Below are 17,563 nucleotides of genomic sequence, written 5' to 3' on the forward strand. Positions count from 1 at the left end.
CGGTACGGGTTCAACCGCCGATCACCGCGGCGAGCTCCCGGCGCAGTGCGGCCCGGTCCGGCTTCCGGGTGCGCCCCGTGACCGGAATCCGCTCCACCACGACGATTTTGTCCGGCAGTGCCGAATGGTCCATCCGGGCAGGCAGTTCCCGACGCACGCGAGCGACCAGATCCACCGCGCCCGGTTCGGCGACGACCGCGAGCACGATCAGCTCGTCACCCATACCGTCCGGAATCCCGACCAGCACGGCGTCCCGGACACCGTCGAGCGCGGTGATGGCCGGTTCGTACAGTCCGGGATAGATATTGGTCTTGCCCCGGATCATCATGTCCTTCTTGCGGCCGGTCAGGACCAGCAGGTCGCCGTCGAAGCGCGCGAGATCGCCGGTGCCGACCTCCGTGAGCGGCGGCTCGCCGAGATAGCCGCGGCACAGGGCGGGCCCGGACAGCAGCAGCTCACCGTCCGCCGCGATGCGGGCGACCACGCCGTCCGCCGGCGGCCCGAGCGGGTCCCCGTCGCCCCGGAACGCGAGTTTCGCGCTGCCGCTGATCACGGCGACCGGCAGTACCTCGGTCATCCCGTATATCGCGAGACAGTCGGTGTGCGGCAACAGCTTCCGGCATCGCTCCAACAGGCCGACGGTGACCGGGGCGCCGCCGAGCGAGATCTCCCGCACCCCGCGCGGCGCCGCGAGTGTCCCGGCCTCGACCGCGTCCAGGACCGCGGCCAGGTCGGACGGCGTGAAGAAGGCGTGGGTCAGGCCGTCGAGCTCGGCGGCGAAACGCAACGGATCGATGTGGGTGCGCAAGCGCGGATAGCGCGGCATCGACCAGCGTGCGCCCGCGACCAGGGCCGGCAGCCCCATCATGAGCTGTTCGGTGCCCAGGTGTGCGTCCGGGCCGAGGGTGGTGCGCCCGGCCGCGGCCGCCAGCCCGGCCGACAGCGAACCCCGGCTGTGGACCACGGCTTTCGGCTCGGCGGTGGTGCCCGAGGTGAACACGATCAGCGCCTCGTCGTCCGGCGTTCCGATGTCGGCGGCCGGTAGTTCCCCCGCGCTGCCGCAGAAGGCGCGGACGCCCGCCGGGCGTGACAACCGTTGCAGCGGAATCGAATCGGCCGGTGTCCCGGGCAGCCGCGGCCCACTGTGGATGTGCCGCACCGGCAACCGCCCGAACCGCGGCAGTTCGAGTCCGCGGGCTCGGCCCACTGCGCGCAGCGGGCCGCTGAGCAGATACAACAGCGATTCCGTAGCGGCCCACGCGGGTTCGACCAGTTCGAGGCGCCGCGCGAACAGTTCGGGACCCACCCCCGGATCGACGAATACGATCGTGCCGCCCGCCGCGACCACCCCGAGGACGAGAACCACCGCCTCCGGGCACGGCCGGATCGAGAACAGCATCCGATCACCGGACCGGAAACCGTTGGCGCGCAGGTTGTCCCGCACAGTCCGCACGGCCGACATCAGGTCGGCGAAGCTCAGGGGCGCCGCACCCAGCGCACCCAGCGCCAGTGCGTCCGGGCGGGCCTCGGCCTGCTCGCCCAGCAGTGTCAGCAGATCCGGCGTCATCGGATGTCCACCACCTCCGGCCGATACCGGTGATCGGCGTACCACGCCAGGGTGCGCCGCAGACCCCAGGCCCGCACCCGCCGGTTGGACCCGTACACCCGCACGTCCCGGCGCAGGCCGTAGTCGGTGGTGACCAGCCGCACCGCGTTGACCAGTGCCCGGTCCTCGTGCAGCTCCTCGATCGCGGTCCGCGGGAAACCGCCTGCCGCCTCGTACAATTCGGCCGTGATGGCCATATTGCAGCCCGGCGTCATGACGTAGGGGCCCAGATATCGCTCGTCCCGGTTACCGGAACGGACCTTTCCGAACAGCGACGCCACCTCCAGCGCGGCCCGAATGATCATCCGATCCGCCCACGACACCCCTTCGTCGGTGCGTGGCACCAATTGCCCACTCACCAAACGCAATCCGGAGTCGAACGCCGCATGGATCCGGGCTGTCCAATCCGGTGCGGGCAGGCAGTCGGCGTCGGTGCGGGCCAGTCGCGTCGCCCCGTGCGCGACGGCGTACCGCATGCCGGTGTCGGCGGCCGCGCCGGTGCCCTTCTGCGACTCGGTGATCACATCGATGCGCGGCTGCCGGTGCGCGTCCGCGAAGGCTCGCACCACCGCCGCGGTGCCGTCGGTGGAGTTGTTGTCCACCACGACGACTCGGAACCGGCGGTCCTGCTGGGCGGCCAAAGCCGCCAGCGTGGCGGTGATCCCGTGTTCTTCGTTGTAGGCGGGAACGACCACCCACATCGGATTCTCCGGGTAGGTCATCGCAGTCCCTCCAGCAAGGTGTCGAGCCCGCCCAGGTCGTCGATCCACCGGCTGAAGCGCGCGAGGCCCTCGTCGAAGGACACGGTCGGCGCCCAGCCGAGATCGCGCCGGGCCGCGGTCGTGTCGTAGGTGGCCGAGCGAGTCACCAGGGCCACGCCGTACCGGGACAACGGTGGCTCCCATCGGTTTCCGACCGCCGGTATCCGCCAGACGGTGTCGATCGCGGCCACGGCGGCGCGCAGCACGGGAGCGGGCACGGTGCGGGTCGGCGGCGTCAGGCCGAACCGCCCGGACACCTCCGCCAACGTCTCCCACAACGCCACCGGTTCGGCGTCTGCGACGAAATAGGCTCGCCCGCCGACGGATTCGGCGTGCAGCGCCAGCTCGACGGCCCGGGTCAGATGGTCGATGTAGCACAGTGACGCCAGCACGGTCCGCCCGCCGGACAGGTCCGGCAGGCTGCCCTGCCGCAACTTGGCCATGATCCGGATGAGCGGTCCGCGTCGATCACCCGGTCCCCAGATCGCGCGGGGCCGCAGCGCGCAGGTGGTGAACTCGGCGGTGTTCGCGGCGAGCACGAGTTGCTCCGCGCGGGCCTTCGTTTCGCAGTACCGGTTCAGGAACCGGTCGGGGTACGGCACCGATTCGTCGATCGTCAGTTGATCGCCGCCGCTGGGCGCCATGAGCGCGCTCGGACTGCTCACGAACACCAGGCGGCGCGCCCCGGCCGCCGCCGCGGCGGCGAGCAGTCGCTCGGTGCCGGCCACATTGACCTCGTGAAAGGTTGCCGCACTACCGAATTCGGCGAGATGAGCGGCGGCGTGCACCACAGTGTCGACACCGGCCACCGCCCGGTCCACCGCCGCCCGGTCCCGCAGCTCGGCGACGACGACCTCGGCACCGGCGGGCGCGGTGTAGCGAGCCGGATCGCGAACCATCGCCCGCACCGGTACGCCTGCGGCGGTGAGCGCCGAGACGATCGCGCCGCCCGCGAATCCGCTTGCCCCCGTCACCAATACGGTCACAGCTGCCCCCGCAGGGGACGCCACCAGGTGGCACCGTAGATCATCGTCGACACGACCACGCGGCGCCGGCTGTGCCCCAGCGGCTCGGCCACTCGCAGCGCCGCCGGTATCTGCGCGGCATGTGCACCGACACTGAGCACCACGTCGACCCAGAAGATCAGCTGCAGCACCCGCGACCGGTACGGCCGGACCAGCCCGGCCAGCAGGAATGCCCAGCCCGCCAACGGAATCAGGCGCAGCGCGCGCGTCATGGCGCGTGGTACCCGACGGCCGCGGCGGTCGGGCCCGCATCGGCGGCGACGAACAGAACGGCCCGGCCGCGCAGCCCGTTCCGCGCAGCTTCGAGGTAGCCGACCGTCAATGCCGAAGTGTGCGTATCGGTTTCCGGCCGTACCACCTCGGTGATCCGCAGTGCGTCGGCCAGCGCCCGCGGGAACTCCGGATACGGCTGATTACAGACCAGCACCGTCGCGGCGGGATCCAGGCCCGCCTCGGTCACGGCTTCCCGGGCCGCTGCGACGGCGTGCTCCAGAATCGCAGCCGGGGGCGTCGTGAAACGGTCGGCCGTAATCGTTTTCCGCCCCGCGCTCCCGGTCCGGGCGAGATCCAGATACCCGGCCGGCTCCGGTACCCGCTCGCCCGCGCTGAACCGCACGGGACCGAAGCCGCGGACGGAATCGGCTTCCTCCAGCACGACCGCGGCACCGACCGGCGTGATCGGAAACTCCGGCGTGGAAAGGCAACTCGGGTGCGTGTCACCCGAAACGATCAGTACGCGATAAGGATTCGCGTGGCGGGGGACCTCGGTGGCGAACAGCGCCTGGGCGACCCCGATCGCGTTCACGAACCCGCATGCGCCGTTGGTCAGGTCGAACGACAGGCACGGCGTGCCACCGGGCCGATATTCGAGCCCGATTCCCGCGCGCTGCTGGATCAGTGCGGATACGGCCGGCTCGACCATATTCGAATCGCGATAGACACCGACGTTGATCAGCGCGTCGACGCGGTTCGAATCCGGGCCCGTCCCCGCGAGCGCGTCCACCGCCGCGTCCGCTGCCTGGCCGATGCTGCTGGTGCCGCCGGAGCGCGTCGTGGCCGCCGAGATCACCACACCCATCACGCACCTACCCGCGTCGCACCGACGGTCACCGACAGGAATCCGGTGACCACACCGGATGCCGCCGGCACCATCCACACCTTCGACCCCGGCGCGATCGTGCCCGCGCGCAGCGCGTCGTGCAGCACCACGAAATGCGCTGTCGAGGCGGTGTTTCCGTACTTCTCGAGCACCGCCAGGCCCGGCGGCATCGGCGCCCCGAGCTCCCGCTCGGCGATCTTGTCGATCAATTCGACCGCGGGGGCACTGAATTGGTGATGCACCACGTAGTCGTAGTTCTCCGCCGGGAACGAGGAACCGCGCGCGGCCAGGAAGTCCTGGAATTGGTAGACACCCAGCAGGTACCGGCCCTCGGTGTGCAGCGCCCGATTGTCGGTGTACAGCGCCAGGTCGGGTCGCTGATCGCTGGGCATGCCGATGCAGGCCTCGGCGAAGGCCGCGCTGGTGTTGAGTTCGATGTAGTCGACACAGTCGCCGTCCACGCCGGAATCGTCCAGCACCACAGCGGCACCCGCGTCACCGACCGACAGCGAAGCGAACTGCAGGTCGTACTTCTCGCTGATCTCGGCGACCGCGGTGTCGGCGATCGGGGTGATGCACTCCCCGGACACCACCAGACCGCGCCGTACCGCGCCGGAGCGAATCATCCGGTCCAGCACCAGGATTCCGGTCATCATGCCGGCACAGGCATTGGCGACGTCGAAGTGCAGGGCGCGGTGCGCGCCGAGCGCGTTGCGCACGGTCAGCGCGAACGACGGCTCCAGCTGGAACTTGGTGCCGCGGGTGCGGGTGATCGAGCAGGTGATCACGACGTCGAGGTCGGTGGCCGAGTAGGCGGAGGCGGCCAGGGCGCTGCGCGCGGCGGCCAGCGTGATGGAGTACGAATCCTCGGGGCGCCCGTCGGCGTCGGTGCCGCGGACGCGCCGGGTCCGGACACCGGTGATACGTTCCAGATCCGGGGGTGAATCGATGGCCAAGCGGCCCATCAACTCCGCGGTCGTCACCTCGCGATCGGGGAGATAGGCCCCGATCGCCTCGATCCTCGATCTCATCACTCCTCTTTCCAGGACGATCCGGCTCGAGCCACTCTCGCACGGTAGGCAATCCCGGGTGTGGCGAACGCGCCTCGCCGCCGGCGGGACTGGCTTAACGTGGGCACGATGAGTGTCATCGCGGGACCGATTTTTCAGGTCTGCTGGGTCGTCGAGGATGTCGCCGCGGCGGAGGAGTGGTTCGGGGCGCAACTGGGCATCACCGAGTGGCTCCGCATCCCGGACGTCCATTTCGGCCCGGACCATTGCCGGTATCGGGGCGAGCCGGCCGATTTCACGATCAATGTGTCGATGGCCTACGCGGGCGAGCAGCAGCTGGAGCTCATCGAGCCGGTGCGCGGTGAAAGCCTGTACCGCGAATTCCTCGACGCGCACGGTCCCGGTATCCATCACACCGCATTCGTGGCCGACGACTTCGCCGCCACCGTCGCCGCGGCCCGCGCGCAGGGTCACGAGATCGCCCAGGAAGGCAGTTTCCCCGGCGTCGGAATGGAATTCGCCTACTTCGCGGCCGGCCCGCTCGGCACCTGGATCGAAATCATGGGCCTGTCGGATCGGATGCGCGCCATGTTCGACCAGATCGCCGCCCGGTCGAGCGCCTAGGACTCGCACTCCGGGTCGTCGAAGGCGCTTTCGATCAGCTCGTCCGCCTCTTCCTCCAATGCGTAGATGGCGCTTTGTAATTCGCACTTGACGGCCAGGGCGGCGGCCCGAGCATGCAACTCCGCATCGCTGTAACGGCCGAGTCGGAACATCTCCAACAGCTCCAGCAGGTCCGACACGAAAATGTCGTAGCCGTGCTCGTTCAGCCATTCGAGGGTCCGCTCGACCAGCTCATCCTCGTCCATCCGTCCATGCTCTCGCGACGGCCGTTCATTGTTCGCGCATTGCGGATCGAACGAGGTGACGGCGAGCAGTACTGCCGCCGCTACAGCGTGCCGTTCTCGATATCGCGCTTGATCGCCGCCTGGCATTGCTGATGCGAGGCCACACCGTTCTCGACGGTGAACGACTCCAGCAGTGCGTTCGTCACGAAGGTGAGGTGCTCGTTCACCGAGGTGGTGCCGTTGCCGTTGTCGACGAAGGTGACCTTCTGGTGCGTGATCACACCGGGCTCGTCGTAGCTGTCGGTGGTGTAGTAATAGCCGGCCGCGACCACGTTCTGCTGGGCCTCGGTCTGTGCCGGGTAGGTGGCCGAGCCCATGGGAATGTTCTCCAGGGCGGTGAAGTCGGTGGTCGTGGTGACGCCGTCGCTACACACGCTGTGGGTGTAGATGGCCTGCAGGAACGGGTGCCGGCCGATGTCGTTCTGCAGGTTCGAGTAGACCGCGAACACGTGGGCGATCGGCGCGTTGATCGTGATCGGCAGATCGGCTGTCTGCGACAGCGTGGCCGAACCGGAGGCGGACCCCGTGGACGAGCCCGACGACGATCCCGAACCCCCGGATTGCGCGGCTTGATAAGTGGCCCAACCGGATTGCCATCCGGCGGTGTACGAGTTCGGCGTGTTGGTGCAGGTAGGTGCGGTCGGCGCTGCCTGCGCTGCCGGCGAACCCGCCGCCGTGAACGACAGGGCCATCGCGCATCCCACGAGATATCTCACGGGCGGACTGTAACGCGTTCCTGGGTGATTTGCACGATCTCTCCCGAATCGATATCGACCGGGTGCCGCGTTCCGTCGAACCGCCTCTGATCTGCGCCGGAAGTGCCAAGTCATGATCATGAACGGCTCCGTTTAACACGTTGCTGCGCGCGTTTCAGGTCGCGGTCACGACCGTGTTCCCGCCCAGCTGTTTCGCGCGGTACATCGCGGTGTCGGAGGTGCGGATCAGATCCTGCAGCCGCCGGCCGACCGCCGGGCTGCCGGTGACGGCGACGCCGATGCTCGCGGTCACCGGGCCGCTGTCCGCCTCGATGGCCTGGCACAGTCGCGCGGCCTCCACCTCGGCGGCGTCCTGGGTGAGGTAGGCGAGGACGACGAATTCCTCACCGCCGCTGCGGGCGACCACCGCGCCGTGCGGTGCGGTCGCCCGCAGGCTGCTCGCGACCCGGACCAGGGCCAGATCGCCGGCGGCGTGGCCGAAGGTGTCGTTCACATCCTTGAACCGGTCCAGGTCGAGCGTCATCATGCAGATCGGCCCGCGCGCGCCGGGCCCGAACCAGGACGACGCGTAGTAGTCCAGACCGCGGCGATTGAGCAACCCGGTCAGCGGATCGGTCAGCGCGTCCATGCGCAGCACCCAGTGGCAGAACTGCAGCGCCGGAATCAGCATGACGGTCACGGCGGCCGTGGTCAGCACCATCGAGGCGGCCTCGGCGGCGTCGCCGCCGTGATAGCGCAGCAGCAGGCAGGTCAAGGTCAGCACCGACAGCAGCGACCAGCCGGCATGCAGCGCCAACACTCGCGGCCCGTGGAACATCGCGAGATACCCGCCCGGCGCGACCAGTTGCATCAGGCTCAGCACCCCGAACAGCCGATTGGATTCGGCCAGACAACCGCAGGTGATGAGCACATCCGCGCCGCCCATCAGAACCAGCGAACGCCGTTCGCCGGGCCACGGCCCCAGCATCCAGCCCACCGCCCAGACCAGGGCCATCCCGGTGTTGAACAGAGTGACCCCGCGCGCCCAGCCCTCGGGCCCGGAGCTGGAATACAGATTCAGTCCTGTGATCACGGCCAGTGCGGCCCCGACCAGTGCGACGACGGCCTTCATCGTGCGCAGCGCGCCGTGCGCCTCGAAGGTCCGGATCAACCACCGGTAGTCGAGCGGATCGCGCCACCAGGCGCGCACGATTCCCCAACCGACCAGGTTCGTTCCGACCACTACCTTCGACACCGCCGATCAGGTCCGCCATTGTGACTACCCGCAGATTTTAATGTCTCGGATCGAGGACTTCGCGGATTCTCCGGTGAACGCCGCTGTCCGGAACGAATTACGGCCGCTACCGGCGCGAAATCCGATTCGATAGAATCGGTGTTCGATACGCGCACAGGTGGCCGAGGTCCGGCCGCGTCGTTCTCGTTTGCACCGCACGACGAATCCGCAGAGCAGAGATCGCCATGGCCGATCTGTCGCCGTTCTTCGCCGAGGTACAGGCCCACTACGACCTGTCCGACGAATTCTTCGCCCTGTTCCTGGACCCGACCCGCACCTACAGCTGCGCCTACTTCCGAGCACCGCATCTCACGCTGGAACAGGCGCAACGAGCCAAGATCGACCTGTCGCTCCGGAAATGCGATCTGCGGCCGGGGATGACGCTGCTGGATATCGGCTGCGGCTGGGGATCGACCATGCTGCGGGCCGCCGACCTGTACGACGTGCGCGTGATCGGGCTGACCCTGAGCCGAAACCAGTTCGAGTATGTGCGCAACAGGCTGGCCGAGCGGCCGGGGCGCAACGGTGAGGTGCTGCTGTGCGGCTGGGAGGAGTTCGAGCAGCCGGTGGACCGGATCGTGTCGATCGGCGCGTTCGAACATTTCCGCCGCGAGCGCTACGACGCGTTCTTCGAGCGCTGTCGGGATCTGCTGCCGCGCGGCGGCCGAATGCTGTTGCACACCATCATCGGATTTCATCGCCATCAGCTCCGGGAACTGGGTCTGCCGGTCACCCACGATTACCTCGCCTTCGGCAAGTTCATGGCCGAGGAGATCTTCCCGGGTGGCCAACTGCCGCAACCGCAATGGATTCGCGAACATGCCGAGCGCGCGGGTTTCCGGCTGTTGAATGTGCAATCCCTCCAATTGCATTACGCCCGCACCCTGGATCTGTGGGCCGAGGCGTTGCGGGAACACCGGGTCGAGGCGATCGCGCTCACCTCGACCGCCGAATACGACCGTTACCGCCGCTATCTCACCGGCTGCGCCGAGCTGTTCCGCACGGGTTATGTGGACGTGCGCCAGCACGTCCTGCACGCCTGAGCGGTCAGACGACGATCCGGTCCACGGCTGTCCGCACCAGTTCGGCGGCCCGCTCTTCGTCGAAAATGCCGGGGAGCGTGAGCCGTTCGAGGATGAGCCAGTTCAGCGCGAGGTACAGCAGCACGACGGTGTCGGCGTCGCCCGGCATACCCGAGTCGAGGTGCAGACCGATATTGAAGTTCAGGTCGCCGCGCACCCGCTCGGTGAGCAGGGCCTGCAGTTCGGGCCGGCGGGTGGCCTCGAGCCGGAGTTCGAGGACGGCGAGATAGCCGGTGCGGAATTCGGCGACCCGGGCGACGGCCGCGGTCATCAGCTCGGTGAGTGTCTCGCGGGTCCGGGGTCCCTGGAGTGCGGCCATGGCTTCCGGGCCGGGCAGCAGCCGTTCGTAGTACCGGTTTCCGGCTTGCACGAGCAGGTCGTCGCGGTTGGTGAAGTAGTTGGACGCGGTTCCGGTGGGGACCCCCGCTTCGGCGTCCACCGCGCGGAAGGTGAGGCCGCGGGCGCCTTCGCGGGCCAGGACCTCGATCGATGCGTCCAGCAGGGCTTGCCGTCGTTCCGGATTCACGCGTGCCATTGACACCACTCCATCTGTAGTACTAATCTTCAAACCACTTCAGTCATAGTACTACGTACAAGGTGGTAACCATGCGAAAGCTCGTGTACTACGTCGCCGTGTCCCTCGACGGATACATCGCGGGCCCCGGCGGGGAATACGACTTCCTCCCGCCGACCCCCGACGTGACGGCCTGGATCGGCGAGCACTACCCCGAGACCGTGCCCGCGCACGCGCGGGAGTTCGTCGGCATACCGCTCGACACCCCGAACAAGGTGTTCGACACCGTGCTGATGGGCCGCGGCAGCTACGCGCCCGCACTGGACGCCGGAATCCACAGCCCGTATCCGCATCTGGAACAACTCGTCTTCTCTCGAACCCTTGCGCCACAAGACGATTCGCCCGTGCGGATCCTCGACGCCGACCCGGCCGACGTGGTCCGGGAACTCAAGCGGCAACCCGGCCGCGACATCTGGCTGTGCGGCGGTGGCGATCTCGCCGGGCAGCTCCTCGGCGAGATCGACCGGCTGATCATCAAAAGCAACCCGGTGGTTGCCGGCGACGGGGTCCGTGCCTTCACCGGCACCTTCGACCCGACCCGGTTCGCCGTCACCGAGCGCACCGAATTCGGTGACGGCGTACAGGTCACCCACTTCGACCGACGCTGACACCACGCCCGTCGCGTTCGCGAGGATTCGGCCCTCCGGCGGGCACAATGGTCGGATGCGAGTATTAGCCGTGGTGTTGCGTGCTGTCGTCGTGGGACTGCTCGTCGTCGTGGCGGGCCATGCGGTCGCAGTGGCCGCACCCGAACGTATTTCGCACGAACAGCTGCCGTTCCTGCCGGGGATCTCCTCGCTGCCGGGCACCGAGCCGGCCGACGTACAGGCCGTCGCCGCCGAACTCGCCGATGGGAACACCGGTGCGGTGCGCTGGTCGCGGCAGGCGAACACCCGGGTGCCGATGGCCAGCATCACGAAGGTGATGACCGCGCTGGTGGTGCTCGAGTCCAGCGACCTCGACCGGGCGATCACCGTCCCGCAGGAGATCATCGGCTACGACGGGAAATACGGTGCCAGCACCGCGGGTCTGGTGCCGGGGGAGGTACTCACCGCCCGTCAGTTGCTGGCGGCCATGCTGCTGCCGTCCGGCTGCGACGCCGCGTACACCCTCGCCGAGTCCTACGGTCCGGGCCAGGACGCGTTCGTCGCCAAGATGAACGACACCGCGCAACGACTGGGCATGGCCGACAGCCACTTCACCGACCCCAGCGGCCTGCCCAATCCCACCGACGACTCCACGTACTCCACCCCGGCCGACCTGGTCGCCCTCGGGATGCGTGCCATGAGCCAGCCGGTGTTCCGGGACATCGTGCGGCAGCAGAGTTTCCACATGCCCGCCGGCCCGGACAACCGGGATCACGTCTGGCAGACGACGAATCGGCTGCTGCACGACTACCCGGGCACCGTCGGCATCAAGACCGGTTCGACGGACGCCGCCGGCATGTGCCTGCTGTTCGAGGCGACCCGGTTCGGCCAGCCGCTGATCGGCGTCGTCCTGCACAGCTCGGACGACAGTGGCGCCGTCGCCGAGGACGACGCCGAGCACATGCTGAACTGGGGCTTCGGCCCGGTCCTCAGCGCCCTGCCGATCGGTTAGGCCAGCATGTCCAGGTAGTGCCGGTTGTACATGACGGCCAGGACGTTGCCGAACGGATCGACCATCGAGGCGGTGACGAAGCCCGGTCCACGTTCGACCAGCTGCTCGTGGTCGGTGGCGCCCAGCGCGCGCAGCCGCTCCAGCGTGGCGGGCACATCGTCGACGTGCCAGTACACGAGGGCACCGCTCGCGCCGGTGGGGTGCGGCGCGAAGCGGGCGTCGATGATGCCCAGTTCGTGCTGGTGGTCGCCGATCCGGAACTCGGCGTAGGCGGTGGCGCCGTCGATGGCGCGGGTGAAATACGGTGCCGCGCCCAGGAATTCGCTGTACCAGGCGGTCGCGGCGTCGACGTCGGTGGCGAACACGGTGGTGGTGGACAGTCCTCGGAGCATGTCGGTTCCTTTCCTCTGGGGTCTCGTTCGACCCGATACGAACCAGCTTGCGAGGTAAAGTGCTCACCAATTGATCACTTTTCCCGGGGAGTTCGAAGTGCGTGCGGATCGCCTCGTCTCGGCTCTGCTCCTGCTGCAGGCGCACGGCCGGCTCACCGCCGCTGACCTGGCGCAACGGCTGGAAGTGTCGGTCGCGACCGCTCGCCGCGACCTCGAAGCCCTGTCGGCAGCGGGTATTCCGGTGTATCCGCAGGCGGGCCGCGGCGGCGGCTGGGCGTTGGTCGGCGGCGCCCGGACCGACCTCACCGGACTCACCGCGCCCGAAGCGGAGTCGCTGTTCCTACTACTCGGACCGGCCGCCGAAACCGATCGGGCGCGGGCCGCGCTACGCAAACTCGTCCAGGCCTTGCCGCGCACGTTCCGCGACGAGGCGCGGGCGGCGGCCGAGGCGACCATGATCGACTCGGCCGGATGGGGCGAACCGCAACGCGTCCGCCCGGCCACCGTCGAGTTGCTGCAGCGGGCCGTGGTCCGTCGGCGCAAAGTGCGGATCACCTACCGGGGCAAGGACGCTCGGCCCGCGGCGCGGATCGTCGAGCCGTGGGGGCTGATCGACAAGGACGACACCTGGTACCTGCTGGCCGGAACCGACCGCGGCCGCCGCACCTTTCGGGTCGACCGCATCGCCGAGACGGAACTCCTCGACGAACCGGCCACGCGCCCGGACGATTTCGTACTCGAGGCGGCCTGGCGCGAAGTGGTCGCGGACTTGGAGCGCAACCGGTCCCGCACCTGGGCGACGGCGCGTGCCGAGAATCGTCACTTACCGATCCTGCGGCACCACTTCGGAATTCACTGCGAGGTCGTATCGCGGGCCGGCGCCGAGGTCGTGCTGCGCGTGGCCGCTCCCACCGCACTGGATCTGGCCCGCAACCTGGCCGGCTGGGGCGGTCTGGTCGAGGTGCTCGAGCCGGCGGAGGTGCGCGACGAGCTGGCCCGGATCGGTGCCGAACTCACCGCCGCCTACGCCGGAGAATCGCGCCTAACATCTAGTTGACCCTACAACTCGGAGCGTGCGAGTCATCGATTTCGAATCATCCGGACATACTTTGCGTAAAGGGCGATCCCGCTACACTGCGCTCGACAGCGTGCATGATCGTCTCGATTCACAGGTCTGAAGGTGTGGGATGTTCGGTAGTAGTGGTGGCCGGCGGCTGGGTGCGGTGCTGATCGCAGCTCTCGCCCCGCTGGGAGTTCAGGCGGTCGCCCAGGCCGACGACGAGCCGGCCGGCAAGGAAGTCGTCGTGCTCGGCGACTCCTTCACCTCGAACTATTTGCAGTTCAAGGGTGACGACGACACCGAACCGTGCAAGCGCGGCGACGACTCCTGGCCCAACCAGCTCAGCCGGCTGGCCGGGATCGCCGGAACCCAGCAGTTCGACGACCAGTCCTGTGTGGGCGCGTCGATCGACAGCAAGGGCACCTACACGATGACCGTGCAGACCCTGGCCGCCGCCAAGGCCGGCGACTTCGGCCCGAGCACCAAGCTGATCGCGCTGCAGTTCGGGCTCAACGACTACTGGACACCCGACGATGTCAACCCATGGCACGGCGAACTGTTCCCCTGCGTGCTGAACCTGCCCGGTGGTTGCCCCGACGAGGCGGTGCCGACCGCCGGTGAACAGGCGATCACCGGTGCGGCCTTCGCGGCGCGGGCGCAGAAGGTCATCACCTATCTGCGCTACTACGCGCCGAATGCCAAGATCGTGCTCGTCGGCTACCCGATCGTCTGGCCGGCCGGCGGATCCGACACCTGCGTGAACGTGCTTGGGGTCGGCCCGATCGTGAATCCGCATGCGCAAGTGCTGGTTTCGCGCCTGGACGCGATGGACGCCGCGCAGCGCGAGGCGGCGCGGCTGCTCGGGATCGACTTCCTCGACTCGCGGGCCCTGACCGCCGGCCACGACCTGTGCTCGCCGCAGCCGTGGATCGACGGCATCGCCGACCCGGACGCGCTCGGCGCACTGCCGCTGCACCCGTCGCGTGAGGGCGATGCCGTCGTCGCGGCCGCGCTGGCGGACAAGCTCGCGAACTGAGCCGGCGCCGACCCGCCGAACGCAGGCTGCCCCGGCCGGAAAGCCGGGGCAGCGTGCTGTCCGGGACGGCTACTTGGTCAGGGTGAACTGCACGACGTCGAGGACGTCGCGCCGGAACCAGTCGGCACAGCCCGGCAGATAGCGCATGTACCGGTCGTAGTTCTCCTGGCCCTTGAGCTCGACCGCGCGCTCCCGATTGCTCGCGAGAGCAGCCGTCCACATGTCGAGGGTCTTCGCGTAGTGCATGCGCAGCGGCTGCATCCGCTCCACCGTGTATCCGCCGGCCTCCGCGAACTCCTTGACCCCCTTGAAGGCGGTGCTGGACGCGAAGGGCAGGTGGCCGCCCGGGAAGATCTCCTTGGTCATGAAGCGCATGAACGCGACGTCGTCCCGGTCGAACCGAATCTTGTTGTCGCTCAAGTAACCCGGTGTCTGACACACGATGGTGTGCAGCAGCATGCGGCCGTCGGCGGGCATCGCGTCGTAGGTCATGGCGAAGAAATCGTCGTAGCGTTCCCGGCGGAACGCCTCGAACGCGGCGATGCTGACGATCCGGTCGGCCCGGCCGTCGAATTCCTCCCAGCCCTGCAGCCGGACCTCGGCCCGGTCGTCGTAGCCGGACTTCTCGATCAGCTTGTTCACGTGATAGTGCTGGTTCTTGCTGAGGGTCAGGCCGACGTATCGAACGTCGAAGCGCTCGAGCGCCCGCATCGCGGTCGAACCCCAGCCGCAGCCGATTTCGAGCATCGTCATACCTGGCTGCACATCGATCTTGTCCAGCGACAAATCGATCTTGGCAATTTGCGCCTGTTCCAGGGTGTAGTCGTCGCGCTCGAAGTACGCGCAGCTGTAGGTCATCGTGGGGTCGAGGAACAACGCGAAGAAGTCGTTGGACAAGTCGTAATGATGTTGGACGTCCTCGTAGAAAGGCGTCAACTGAGTCACTGGGTACCTCCGTCGTCGGAAACTGCGGGTACACACCGGGACGCCGGCGAACCGGCGGTCGAGCCTCGAGCGTGGAGTATAGGCACAACCTAGCCTTCCGGACGGGCGTGACGTGGCGGTTAGACTCGGTATCCGTGACGGGACTCGATCCGGGCTCTCCCGAATATCCGGCCGCGTGTGCCGGTCTTTCCCGTACGGTCACCGAATTGGACGCCCACTTGATCGACTGCCGCGCCTGCCCGCGCCTGGTCGCCTGGCGCGAAGAGGTCGCGACCGTGAAGCGGCCCGGCTTCCGGGACTGGGAGTATTGGGCCCGGCCGGTGCCCGGATTCGGTCCGGCGGATGCGCCGGTACTGCTGGTGGGTCTCGCCCCGGCGGCCAACGGCGGCAACCGGACCGGGCGCATGTTCACCGGTGATCCTTCCGGTGATCTGCTGTTCGCGACGCTGCACGAACTCGGCGTGGCCTCCCAGCCGACCTCGATCGACCGCGGTGACGGCCTGGAGCTGTGCGGCGTACGGATCACCGCGGCGGTGCATTGCGCGCCACCGGACAACCGGCCCACGACCGCGGAACGCGACCGGTGCCGCACCTGGCTGGCCCGCGAACTGGAGTTGCTGGATCCCGGTCCGGTCGCGGTCGGGGTGCTGGGTGGATTCGCGTGGCAGGCATTGTTGCCGGTGCTGGCCGCGACCGGCTGGCGGCTCCCGGCACCCCGGCCGACCTTCGGTCACGGCATGGAAGTAATTCTCACCCAGCCTCTTTCGGGGCGGCAGCTGCGGGTTTTCGGAAGCTATCATCCCAGTCGGCGCAATATCTCCACCCGAATCGTGACTCCCGCGATGCTGCGCGAAGTCCTGCGCCGGGTACTGGTGGCCGGCGGCGTCGTTTCCGAATGATCCCGGCGGGCCGCGTCACGGTCCGGTCGCGCCGGTATCGCGGTATGGCTGTGGCATAACGGAATCCGCCACCGAGTATTGGCTGAATGGATATTTCCAGCTGTTCCGTGAACCGGCCCGTGGTGGTCGACTGGTAGCAGTGGCCGCCGCGATTCGGTGCGAACCGGTGGCCGCCAGGACGATTCACGAGACAGCGAGGAATTCCCATGGCTTCCATCACATCCCGGCTCCGGACGGCGGTGATCGCGGCCGCGATCGTCACGACCGCGGGCGCGCCGCTACTGGTTACCGGAACTGCCTCGGCGGCACCGGTTTCCGGGCAGGCGTCGACCACGGCCGGGCCGATCGGTATCCGGGTGGCCGATGACGACGACTGGTATCACTGGCACTGCCGGATCGAGCACGAATGGTGGCGTCCCGGTTGCCACGGCGACTGGGACGACCACCACTGGCGCAACTATGTCCCCTGGTGGCTCGGGTCCGCTATGTCGTGACGGACGCGAAGCGTCGGATCGAGCGGGGGCGAAGGAACCGGTGCACCGCGTGGGCGAGCTTGCCGCGGGTGTGCCGCTGATCGGCGGCCAGCAGGCCCGCTGATTCGCCGACGGCGAGCACCGTTGCCGCCGAGGCGGTTGCGGTGCTCAGCAGTTGTTCGGTGAGCTCCGGGAGCGCCCGGCGCTGCACTACCGCGTCCTGATAGTCGCCCAGGACGTTCTGCAGCTTGCGCAGCTCGCGCAGCGCCTTGCGGGGCCGGGTCACCGGAGCGCAGAACTCGAGCAGATACCGGAGTTCCTTGCCGCGCTTGCGGAGCCGATGTATTTCGGTGTCGGCGGCGCTGCCGGTGATCGCCCGCGCCCGGCGGCGCACCTTCTTGCCGATGCGTGGTATTCGCGTGTCGGCCAATGTCTTCAATGTGATGTCCGACGTGCCGGCCCGGTCGCCCGCCGCGACCGCCGCGAGCTCGGTACGCCAGCTCTCGACGAATTCGGTGAAGTGATTTCCGCGCAATTCGCGCATCATGGCGCGGTGGGCGCTGTTTCGTTGCCGGCGCACATGTGTGGTGAATTCCGTCAGGTCGGCCGGAGTCGCGGCCCGCAGCCGCGGCGCGAGCTCGCCGAGCCGCACGAGCAGGACATCGAGATCCCGCACCGGTGTGGTCGCCGCACCGAGCCGACGCAACTCGGCGGCCGCGGGAAGCACCAGTGGTTCGGGCAGCACGTCACCGGCCAGCTTCAGCAGGGCCCGGGCACGCCGCACCGCCACGCGCAGGTCGTGCAGTGCCTCGGTATCGGTGCCGTCGGCGACGCCGGGCATCGTGGTCAGGATGACTTCGGCCTGGTCGCAGAGGGCGGCGGCGACCGCGGCGGAGGCCGGGATCTCGGCCGGCGGCCGGTCGGTAGCGGGTGCGCCACGGCTGGGTACGGCGGGGTCGGCCGGGGCGGCCCGTTCGGTATCGCGCGGCACCTCGTACCTTTCGGCGAACCGGGACGGAAAGTTATGTGTCAGCAGTATATGGCTACTCGCGAGTATCGGCCTGTTTCACCGTTCGCGCCATTTTCGATACACCTGACGAGGGAC

Annotated in this window: 21 protein-coding genes; 8 read left to right on the top strand and 13 right to left on the bottom strand. The window is 68.3% G+C overall.

Features of this window, described 5'->3' with window-relative positions; genetic code table 11:
- Positions 1-10: 10 nt before the first annotated feature.
- The 6 genes from EBN03_RS03425 to EBN03_RS03450 are packed head-to-tail and all read right to left on the bottom strand — an operon-like array spanning position 11 to position 5,522.
- On the bottom strand, positions 11-1,567 hold the full coding sequence (locus EBN03_RS03425) for a class I adenylate-forming enzyme family protein (protein ID WP_122186319.1): 1,557 nt from the start codon (positions 1,565-1,567) through the stop codon (positions 11-13).
- Complete coding sequence (locus EBN03_RS03430; protein WP_122186320.1) at positions 1,564-2,328, bottom strand: glycosyltransferase family A protein; 765 nt, start codon at positions 2,326-2,328, stop codon at positions 1,564-1,566. Before EBN03_RS03430 ends, EBN03_RS03425 begins: the two co-directional genes overlap by 4 nt.
- Positions 2,325-3,353: an NAD-dependent epimerase/dehydratase family protein gene (locus tag EBN03_RS03435; RefSeq protein WP_122186321.1), complete on the bottom strand. Its 1,029-nt coding sequence runs from the start codon at positions 3,351-3,353 to the stop codon at positions 2,325-2,327. Before EBN03_RS03435 ends, EBN03_RS03430 begins: the two co-directional genes overlap by 4 nt.
- A complete protein-coding gene (locus tag EBN03_RS03440) occupies positions 3,350-3,604 on the bottom strand; it encodes a hypothetical protein (protein ID WP_122186322.1) in 255 nt (84 codons plus the stop codon). Before EBN03_RS03440 ends, EBN03_RS03435 begins: the two co-directional genes overlap by 4 nt.
- Positions 3,601-4,548 carry a beta-ketoacyl-[acyl-carrier-protein] synthase family protein gene (locus EBN03_RS03445; protein ID WP_147471446.1) on the bottom strand — a complete coding sequence of 316 codons (948 nt, stop codon included), beginning with the start codon at positions 4,546-4,548 and terminating at the stop codon, positions 3,601-3,603. Before EBN03_RS03445 ends, EBN03_RS03440 begins: the two co-directional genes overlap by 4 nt.
- Entirely contained in the window at positions 4,470-5,522 is a 1,053-nt protein-coding gene (locus EBN03_RS03450; protein ID WP_325052047.1) for a 3-oxoacyl-ACP synthase III family protein, read from the bottom strand. Before EBN03_RS03450 ends, EBN03_RS03445 begins: the two co-directional genes overlap by 79 nt.
- Before the next feature lie 108 nt (positions 5,523-5,630).
- Between EBN03_RS03450 and EBN03_RS03455 the strand changes: the two genes are divergently transcribed.
- Entirely contained in the window at positions 5,631-6,125 is a 495-nt protein-coding gene (locus EBN03_RS03455) for a VOC family protein (RefSeq protein WP_122186783.1), read from the top strand.
- Here the strand turns inward: EBN03_RS03455 and EBN03_RS03460 are convergent.
- From EBN03_RS03460 to EBN03_RS03470, 3 genes are all read right to left on the bottom strand, one after another.
- Complete coding sequence (locus tag EBN03_RS03460) at positions 6,122-6,370, bottom strand: hypothetical protein (protein ID WP_122186324.1); 249 nt, start codon at positions 6,368-6,370, stop codon at positions 6,122-6,124. The genes EBN03_RS03455 and EBN03_RS03460 overlap by 4 nt on opposite strands.
- Before the next feature lie 80 nt (positions 6,371-6,450).
- The gene (locus EBN03_RS03465; RefSeq protein ID WP_147471447.1) at positions 6,451-7,125 is read right to left on the bottom strand and encodes a hypothetical protein; all 675 of its coding nucleotides are present in this window, start codon (positions 7,123-7,125) and stop codon (positions 6,451-6,453) included.
- A 154-nt stretch (positions 7,126-7,279) separates the two neighbouring features.
- Positions 7,280-8,347, bottom strand: a complete 1,068-nt coding sequence (locus EBN03_RS03470) for a GGDEF domain-containing protein (protein ID WP_233608087.1) — start codon at positions 8,345-8,347, stop codon at positions 7,280-7,282.
- 236 nt (positions 8,348-8,583) lie between these two features.
- Between EBN03_RS03470 and EBN03_RS03475 the strand changes: the two genes are divergently transcribed.
- A complete protein-coding gene (locus EBN03_RS03475) occupies positions 8,584-9,441 on the top strand; it encodes a cyclopropane mycolic acid synthase family methyltransferase (RefSeq protein ID WP_122186326.1) in 858 nt (285 codons plus the stop codon).
- Between the two features lie 4 nt (positions 9,442-9,445).
- Here EBN03_RS03475 and EBN03_RS03480 read toward each other — a convergent pair whose 3' ends face one another.
- Entirely contained in the window at positions 9,446-10,015 is a 570-nt protein-coding gene (locus tag EBN03_RS03480) for a TetR/AcrR family transcriptional regulator (RefSeq protein WP_122186327.1), read from the bottom strand.
- A gap of 71 nt (positions 10,016-10,086) precedes the next feature.
- Between EBN03_RS03480 and EBN03_RS03485 the strand changes: the two genes are divergently transcribed.
- On the top strand, positions 10,087-10,662 hold the full coding sequence (locus tag EBN03_RS03485) for a dihydrofolate reductase family protein (protein WP_122186328.1): 576 nt from the start codon (positions 10,087-10,089) through the stop codon (positions 10,660-10,662).
- 55 nt (positions 10,663-10,717) lie between these two features.
- Positions 10,718-11,653 (top strand): D-alanyl-D-alanine carboxypeptidase family protein, encoded by a 936-nt coding sequence (locus tag EBN03_RS03490; protein ID WP_122186329.1) that lies wholly within the window; start codon positions 10,718-10,720, stop codon positions 11,651-11,653.
- Here EBN03_RS03490 and EBN03_RS03495 read toward each other — a convergent pair.
- A complete protein-coding gene (locus EBN03_RS03495) occupies positions 11,650-12,045 on the bottom strand; it encodes a VOC family protein (RefSeq protein ID WP_122186330.1) in 396 nt (131 codons plus the stop codon). The two genes, EBN03_RS03490 and EBN03_RS03495, sit on opposite strands and share 4 nt — an antisense overlap.
- A gap of 97 nt (positions 12,046-12,142) precedes the next feature.
- Between EBN03_RS03495 and EBN03_RS03500 the strand changes: the two genes are divergently transcribed.
- Entirely contained in the window at positions 12,143-13,102 is a 960-nt protein-coding gene (locus tag EBN03_RS03500) for a helix-turn-helix transcriptional regulator (protein WP_122186331.1), read from the top strand.
- Positions 13,103-13,232: 130 nt separating this feature from the next.
- Complete coding sequence (locus EBN03_RS03505) at positions 13,233-14,141, top strand: SGNH/GDSL hydrolase family protein (protein ID WP_122186332.1); 909 nt, start codon at positions 13,233-13,235, stop codon at positions 14,139-14,141.
- Between the two features lie 69 nt (positions 14,142-14,210).
- On the opposite strand, the gene EBN03_RS03510 is transcribed toward EBN03_RS03505, so the two are convergent.
- Positions 14,211-15,086 (bottom strand): cyclopropane mycolic acid synthase family methyltransferase, encoded by an 876-nt coding sequence (locus tag EBN03_RS03510; protein WP_122186333.1) that lies wholly within the window; start codon positions 15,084-15,086, stop codon positions 14,211-14,213.
- A gap of 134 nt (positions 15,087-15,220) precedes the next feature.
- Here EBN03_RS03510 and EBN03_RS03515 point away from each other — a divergent pair, with 134 nt between their 5' ends.
- Positions 15,221-15,985: a uracil-DNA glycosylase gene (locus EBN03_RS03515; protein WP_122186334.1), complete on the top strand. Its 765-nt coding sequence runs from the start codon at positions 15,221-15,223 to the stop codon at positions 15,983-15,985.
- A 206-nt stretch (positions 15,986-16,191) separates the two neighbouring features.
- On the top strand, positions 16,192-16,479 hold the full coding sequence (locus EBN03_RS03520; protein ID WP_122186335.1) for a hypothetical protein: 288 nt from the start codon (positions 16,192-16,194) through the stop codon (positions 16,477-16,479).
- On the opposite strand, the gene EBN03_RS03525 is transcribed toward EBN03_RS03520, so the two are convergent.
- Positions 16,469-17,449, bottom strand: coding sequence for a CHAD domain-containing protein (locus EBN03_RS03525; protein WP_122186336.1), 981 nt, complete (start codon positions 17,447-17,449; stop codon positions 16,469-16,471). The genes EBN03_RS03520 and EBN03_RS03525 overlap by 11 nt on opposite strands.
- Positions 17,450-17,563: the final 114 nt, after the last annotated feature.

The organism is Nocardia stercoris, from assembly GCF_003696265.1.
GTDB lineage: Bacteria > Actinomycetota > Actinomycetes > Mycobacteriales > Mycobacteriaceae > Nocardia > Nocardia stercoris.